We start from the raw sequence: 6,776 nt of genomic DNA on the forward strand, positions 1-6,776 counted from the left end.
GCCGGGCAGAACATCTGGAAGACAGCCCAGCAGGACGTCAGTCAGTGGCAGAGCCACGACCACCAGAACCTGCCTAGCAATATCAATGTCAGTGGCCCCCACTACGCTCGGGCGCATGGCACTGACTACGTCCGCGGACGCCCCGCTGCCCGTCGGCGAGGTGTCGCGGCTCATCGGGGGGTGGATCGACCGGCTCGGCGCGGTGTGGGTCGAGGGGCAGATCACCCAGCTGTCACGGCGTCCGGGCGCGGGCGTCGTCTTCATGACGCTGCGCGACCCGTCGCACGACATCTCCGTGAGCGTCACCTGCTACCGCCAGGTGTTCGACGCGATCGCCGACGTCGTGAGCGAGGGCGCGCGCGTCGTGGTGCACGCGAAGCCGGAGTGGTACGCCCCGCGCGGGCAGCTCTCCCTGCGCGCCGCCGAGATAAGGCCGGTCGGTGTCGGTGAACTGCTCGCCCGTCTTGAGCAGTTGAAGAAGTCGCTCGCCGCGGAGGGGCTGTTCGCGCCGGAGCGCAAGAAGCCGCTGCCCTTCCTGCCGCAGCTCATCGGACTCGTCTGCGGCCGCGCCTCGGCCGCCGAGCGGGACGTCCTGGAGAACGCCCGGCACCGCTGGCCGGCCGTCCGCTTCGAGGTGCGCAACGTCGCGGTGCAGGGCGTGCACGCCGTGCCGCAGGTCGTCCAGGCGGTCAAGGACCTGGACGCGCTCGACGACGTGGACGTGATCATCGTCGCGCGGGGCGGCGGCAGCGTGGAGGACCTGCTGCCGTTCTCCGACGAGCAGCTCATCAGGGCCGTGGCGTCCTGCCGTACGCCGGTCGTGTCGGCCATCGGACACGAGCCGGACAACCCGCTGCTGGACCATGTGGCCGACCTGCGTGCGTCCACGCCGACCGACGCCGCCAAGAAGGTCGTCCCCGACGTCGGCGAGGAGTACGAGCGGGTGCGCTGGCTGCGGGACCGGGCGCGGCGCTGCGTGGAGGCGTTCGTGGAGCGCGAGGAGCGCGGGCTGGCGCACGCGCTGGGCCGCCCCTCGATGGAGGACCCGCACCGCATGGTCGACGAGCGCGCGGAGCAGGTCGCCGCGCTGCTCGACCGGGGCCGCCGCTGCTTCCGCCACCAGGTCGACCGCGCCGACTCGGAGCTGACGCACACCCACGCGCGCGTGGTGGCCCTCTCCCCCGCCGCGACCCTGAAGCGGGGGTACGCGGTGCTGCAGAAGGCCGACGGCCATGTCGTCCGCGCCCCGGAGGAGGTCGCCGAGGGCGAGCCGCTGCGGGCCCGGGTGGCCGAGGGCGAGTTCTCCGTACGAGTCGACACATAGGGTGGGGCGTATGACCAGCAGCAACACGAGCGAGACCGCCGAGGCGCTCGGGTACGAGCAGGCGCGGGACGAGCTGATCGAGGTCGTGCGCCGTCTGGAGGCGGGCGGTACGTCCCTGGAGGAGTCCCTCGCCCTGTGGGAGCGCGGCGAGGAGCTGGCCAAGGTGTGCCGGCGCTGGCTGGACGGGGCGCGGCGGCGGCTGGACGCGGCGTTGGCCGAGGAGGAGACGGAGACCTCGGCCGACGGGGCGGGCGGCGAGTCCGAGTAGCTCCCAGGGGTTGCGAGCAGCTCCCAGGGGGCCCGAGTGGGCCCGAGTACGTCCGTACATCCGAGTAACCCGAGTACGCCCAAGTGCGCCCGAGTACGTCCAAGTGTCCCCGGCAACCGGCAGTTGAGGGGCGGGCAGTGCCAGAGCGTCGGCGCCTCCTCGACGCCCCTTCCGCCGCGTGCCGGCCCGCGGGCGGCTACTCGGTCTTCAGCGCCTGAGCCATCTTCGTCAGCTGGGAGAACGGCGCCGAGCCGGTGACCACGGTCGTCACGCCGTCACCTTCAAGGACGAGGGCGTCGTAGCGCTCGCCCTCGTAGCGCCGCCAGACCTGGTCGCCGATCTTCTGGGTGGACTTCGTCTCCTCGGCGCTCTGGGTGGCGTCCTCGATGAAAGCGGACGGTTTCTGAGCGGACTGCTCGATCGCCACGTACTGACCTTCGGGGTCGTGGAAACCGAGGTGCCAGGCGTCGAAGTCGTCGCCCTGGAACCGGACCGAGGTCGCCTTCCAGCTCTTGGGCAGGCCCTCGGGCGCGGCCACCGGATAAGACGCCGCACGGCGCGCCGTCAGGAGTTCGACGCGGTAGTCGACCCGCTTGATCTCGGGCGCGGAGTCGTCGTGCGGGACGAAGAGATAGATGACTCCGGCCGCCAGCACACTCACCCCGAGGGAGTAGATCATGTTGCGGACCGTCTGCTTGCCATTCTTACCTGCCACGCCCTCATCGTCGCAGGTGCACCGGTCTGCTCATCCGTGGGGTCCCCTGCTCGTTTTGTCGGTCTGACGATAGAGTCGAGCCGAACCCTCATCCGGCCGTCGTCGTATCAGGAAGGTGCGCTCCGATGTCCGAGAACCACCATCTGCCGTCAGAACTCGAGGTCCCGTCCGAGGCCCCCGACCGCAACCTCGCTCTCGAACTGGTACGCGTCACCGAGGCCGCCGCCATGGCCGCCGGCCGCTGGGTCGGCCGCGGCGACAAGAACGGCGCCGACGGAGCAGCCGTACGCGCCATGCGCACCCTCGTCTCCACCGTGTCGATGAACGGCGTCGTCGTCATCGGCGAGGGAGAGAAGGACGAGGCCCCGATGCTCTTCAACGGGGAGCACGTCGGTGACGGGACCGGCCCCGAGTGCGACATCGCCGTGGATCCGATCGACGGTACGACGCTCACGGCCAAGGGCATGACGAACGCGATCGCCGTGCTCGCGGCGGCCGACCGGGGCACCATGTTCGACCCGTCGGCCGTCTTCTACATGGACAAGCTGGTCACCGGGCCGGACGCCGCCGACTTCGTCGACATCGACGCACCCGTGTCCGTCAACATCCGGCGGGTCGCCAAGGCCAAGCGGTCCACGCCCGAGGACGTCACGGTCGTCATCCTCGACCGGCCCCGTCACGAGGGCCTCATCGACGAGATCCGGGAGACCGGGGCGCGCATCAAGCTGATCTCCGACGGCGATGTCGCGGGCTCGATCCTGGCGCTGCGCGAGGGCACGGGCATCGACATGCTGCTCGGTGTCGGCGGTACGCCGGAGGGCATCATCTCGGCCTGCGCGGTCAAGTGCCTCGGCGGCACCATCCAGGGCAAGCTGTGGCCGAAGGACGACGACGAGCGGCAGCGGGCGGTCGACGCGGGCCACGACCTCGACCGGGTGCTGACCACGGACGACCTGGTCTCCGGTGAGAACGTCTTCTTCGTGGCCACCGGCATCACCGACGGCGAGCTGCTGCGCGGCGTGCGCTACCGCGCGGAGACCGCCACGACCGACTCGATCGTCATGCGGTCGAAGTCCGGCACGGTCCGCCGCATCGACTCCGTGCACCGGCTGAGCAAGCTGCGGGCGTACAGCTCTATCGACTTCGAACGGGCCAAGTAGCTCCGCGCGGCGGCTCCGCGGGTTGGGGCGGTGGGGGGCTGCGGGTCGTGGATCGCTGCGGGTGGTTCGTGGCTTGTCGCGCCCACGCGGCGGAGCCGCACATCCCACACCGCCCCGCGCCCCTGAAACGCGCGGTTGCCCGCGCCCCGCAAGGGAGAGGCGCCCTCGGTGCGGAGAGGGCGCCCCTCAGAGGAGCTCAGGAAGCCGCGGCGACGCGGGCCGCCTGGGCCGCCTTCTTCAGTTCCAGGTCGCGGCGCCGGCGGCGGGCCAGGACAACGCGGCGCTCGGCCGCGGTGAGGCCGCCCCAGACGCCGTAGGGCTCGGGCTGCAGGAGCGCGTGCTCACGGCATTCGACCATGACGGGGCAACGGGCGCAGACCCGCTTCGCCGCCTCCTCGCGGGAGAGCCGGGCCGCGGTGGGCTCCTTCGACGGGGCGAAGAACAGTCCGGCCTCGTCGCGCCGGCACACCGCCTCCGTGTGCCACGGGGCGTCCTGATCCCTGTCTCGCACCGGCACCCGCTGGGGCGGAACGGCAGCGACCTGCAGGGACGAATGCGACGGTTGCAGCACGGTCTACTCCTGACGACGGCTTCGCGAGCGAGAGACGATGCAGCAAGCCCTACCCGTTGGGCGCGGGCCTATGCGCCGAGTTCCGAACAGCTGGATTCCGAGGGCGACATGGCGCGACGACCAGGGCACGCACGCCCTTCGGACACGGAGAGATTCGCTGACGTCAACGATCCAGGTGTTTGCGCAAACTATGGTCGACCTTGCGCGTCACACGGTCGAGCAGGTCGGCTATCACTTTGCCGCGCTTGGGTCTCGCCTCCACGCTTCCCAGCAAGGACAGCCCGTCCACATAGACCACGGGAGCGTCGGGCTCCCCGGAATCCAGCGTGTCCACCTCGAAGCTGCCGAGGACGCCGCCGCCGCTACCGCGCAGCGAGACGTTCTCCGGGACACGGATGTCGACGCTGCCGAAGACCGAGATGGCCTTGATCACCACCTGGCGGTACTCGAAGATCGCCTCACTGAGGTCTATCTCGACGCTGCCGAATATCGCGTACGCGTGGATGCGGCGGCCGGCCCGCCAGCGGCCCTTGCGTGTCGAGGCGCTGAACACCGCCACCAGGTGCTCGTCGGGATCGACCGGGATCGCGCCGGGCGAGGGCCGGTCGGGCGCCGCCGCGTAGGCCGCGGTCGCCCTGCCGGTGTGGGCGGCCGGCAAATCCCTTACGAACACGTCGAGTTCGCCCACCGTCTTCGCGTTCAACACGCCCTCCACGCGGTCGGCGTGCTCGTCGGCGGTGAGCCTGCCCTCGGCCAGGGCCTCGCGCAGGATGTCGGCGACGCGGTCCCGGTCGGCGTCCGAGGCGCGCAGCTCGGCGGTGGGTGTGGGTGCGGCAGGAGTCTGCTTCTGAAGGTCCACGGGGCCAGCGTACCGAAACACGATAGATCGCGATAGCCCCCATGAAGGGGGAGTCCCGCTCCACGCGCTACGGAGGGTCCGAGCGGAGGCGTCAGGTCGAACTGAGCCTTACCTCACAGGCTCGCTGTCAGCGGCAGGTCCTACGCTAATGAGGCTCGCCAGTGTCGGCGGGCCGTCGTCTGTCGAGTGAGGAATGGGCTGCGATGCCTGAGTTCGCGTACACCGATCTGCTCCCGATGGGAGAGGACACCACCCCCTACCGGCTGGTGACCTCCGAGGGTGTCTCCACCTTCGAGGCCGACGGGCGCACGTTCCTCAAGGTCGAGCCGGAGGCGCTGCGCAAGCTCGCCGAGGAGGCCATCCACGACATCCAGCACTACCTGCGCCCGGCCCACCTCGCACAGCTGCGCCGCATCATCGACGACCCCGAGGCGTCGGCCAACGACAAGTTCGTGGCGCTGGACCTGTTGAAGAACGCGAACATCGCGGCCGCCGGTGTGCTCCCCATGTGCCAGGACACCGGTACGGCGATCGTGATGGGCAAGCGCGGGCAGAACGTGCTGACCGAGGGCGGCGACGAGGAGGCCCTGTCGCGCGGCATCTACGACGCGTACAGGAACCTCAACCTGCGCTACTCGCAGATGGCCCCTCTCACCATGTGGGAGGAGAAGAACACCGGCTCCAACCTCCCGGCCCAGATCGAGCTGTACGCGACCGACGGCGGCGCCTACAAGTTCCTCTTCATGGCCAAGGGCGGCGGCTCCGCCAACAAGTCGTTCCTCTACCAGGAGACGAAGGCCGTCCTGAACGAGGCCTCCATGATGAAGTTCCTGGAGGAGAAGATCCGCTCGCTCGGTACGGCGGCCTGTCCTCCGTACCACCTGGCGATCGTCGTCGGCGGCACGAGCGCGGAGTACGCGCTCAAGACCGCCAAGTACGCCTCCGCGCACTACCTGGACGAGATCCCCGCCGAGGGCTCGCCGCTCGGGCACGGCTTCCGGGACAAGGAGCTGGAGGAGAAGGTCTTCGAGCTGACGCAGAAGATCGGGATCGGGGCGCAGTTCGGCGGCAAGTACTTCTGCCACGACGTGCGGGTCGTCCGTCTCCCCCGGCACGGCGCGTCCTGCCCGGTCGCGATCGCGGTGTCGTGCTCGGCGGACCGTCAGGCGGTCGCGAAGATCACAGCGGAGGGCGTCTTCCTGGAGCAGTTGGAGACCGACCCGGCGCGGTTCCTGCCGGAGACCACGGACGAGCACCTGGCCGAATCCAACAGCGGCTCCGCCGCGGGCGACGGCGACGTGGTCAGGATCGACCTCAACCAGCCGATGGAGTCGATCCTCGCCGAGCTGACCAAGTACCCGGTGAAGACGCGGCTTTCGCTGACCGGTCCGCTGGTGGTGGCCCGGGACATCGCGCACGCCAAGATCAAGGAGCGGCTGGACGCAGGCGAGGAGATGCCGCAGTACCTGAAGGACCACCCCGTGTACTACGCGGGCCCGGCGAAGACGCCCGAGGGTTACGCGTCCGGCTCCTTCGGCCCGACGACCGCCGGCCGGATGGACTCCTACGTCGAGCAGTTCCAGGCGGCGGGCGGCTCCAAGGTCATGCTGGCCAAGGGCAACCGCAGCAAGCAGGTCACGGACGCCTGCGCCACCCACGGCGGCTTCTACCTCGGCTCCATCGGCGGCCCGGCCGCCCGTCTCGCCCAGGACTGCATCAAGAAGGTCGAGGTCGTCGAGTACGAGGAGCTCGGCATGGAGGCGGTCTGGAAGATCGAGGTCGAGGACTTCCCGGCGTTCGTCGTCGTCGACGACAAGGGCAACGACTTCTTCCAGGACCCGGCGCCGCAGCCGACGTTCACGTCGATTCCGGTGCGGGG

The 6,776-nt window shown here is 69.9% G+C and carries 7 protein-coding genes; 4 read left to right on the forward strand and 3 right to left on the reverse strand.

What is annotated here, in order from left to right; translation table 11 throughout:
- Positions 1-115 precede the first annotated feature (115 nt).
- The gene (gene xseA / locus ACZ49J_RS36995) at positions 116-1,324 is read left to right on the forward strand and encodes an exodeoxyribonuclease VII large subunit (RefSeq protein WP_467457232.1); all 1,209 of its coding nucleotides are present in this window, start codon (positions 116-118) and stop codon (positions 1,322-1,324) included.
- 10 nt (positions 1,325-1,334) lie between these two features.
- Complete coding sequence (locus ACZ49J_RS37000; RefSeq protein ID WP_467457231.1) at positions 1,335-1,592, forward strand: exodeoxyribonuclease VII small subunit; 258 nt, start codon at positions 1,335-1,337, stop codon at positions 1,590-1,592.
- A gap of 196 nt (positions 1,593-1,788) precedes the next feature.
- Here ACZ49J_RS37000 and ACZ49J_RS37005 read toward each other — a convergent pair whose 3' ends face one another.
- A complete protein-coding gene (locus ACZ49J_RS37005; RefSeq protein WP_467457230.1) occupies positions 1,789-2,307 on the reverse strand; it encodes a DUF4245 domain-containing protein in 519 nt (172 codons plus the stop codon).
- A 125-nt stretch (positions 2,308-2,432) separates the two neighbouring features.
- Between ACZ49J_RS37005 and glpX the strand changes: the two genes are divergently transcribed.
- Positions 2,433-3,467, forward strand: a complete 1,035-nt coding sequence (glpX, locus tag ACZ49J_RS37010) for a class II fructose-bisphosphatase (RefSeq protein WP_467457228.1) — start codon at positions 2,433-2,435, stop codon at positions 3,465-3,467.
- Between the two features lie 196 nt (positions 3,468-3,663).
- On the opposite strand, the gene ACZ49J_RS37015 is transcribed toward glpX, so the two are convergent.
- On the reverse strand, positions 3,664-4,038 hold the full coding sequence (locus tag ACZ49J_RS37015) for a WhiB family transcriptional regulator (RefSeq protein WP_467457227.1): 375 nt from the start codon (positions 4,036-4,038) through the stop codon (positions 3,664-3,666).
- 163 nt (positions 4,039-4,201) lie between these two features.
- Positions 4,202-4,897, reverse strand: a complete 696-nt coding sequence (locus ACZ49J_RS37020; RefSeq protein WP_467457225.1) for a DUF1707 SHOCT-like domain-containing protein — start codon at positions 4,895-4,897, stop codon at positions 4,202-4,204.
- Between the two features lie 203 nt (positions 4,898-5,100).
- On the opposite strand from ACZ49J_RS37020, the gene ACZ49J_RS37025 reads away from it, so the two are divergent.
- Positions 5,101-6,776, forward strand: a 1,676-nt coding sequence (locus tag ACZ49J_RS37025; protein WP_468351648.1) for a fumarate hydratase, incomplete at its 3' end; no start/stop codon positions are given.

It is taken from the genome of Streptomyces sp. NPDC030840 (assembly GCF_055572015.1).

What these genes read in the sequence shown, in the direction of transcription:
- xseA (WP_467457232.1), top strand. Translation starts at nt 116, where the DNA reads ATGGCACTGACTACGTCCGCGGACGCCCCGCTGCCCGTCGGCGAGGTG.
- ACZ49J_RS37000 (WP_467457231.1), top strand. Translation starts at nt 1,335, where the DNA reads ATGACCAGCAGCAACACGAGCGAGACCGCCGAGGCGCTCGGGTACGAG.
- glpX (WP_467457228.1), top strand. Translation starts at nt 2,433, where the DNA reads ATGTCCGAGAACCACCATCTGCCGTCAGAACTCGAGGTCCCGTCCGAG.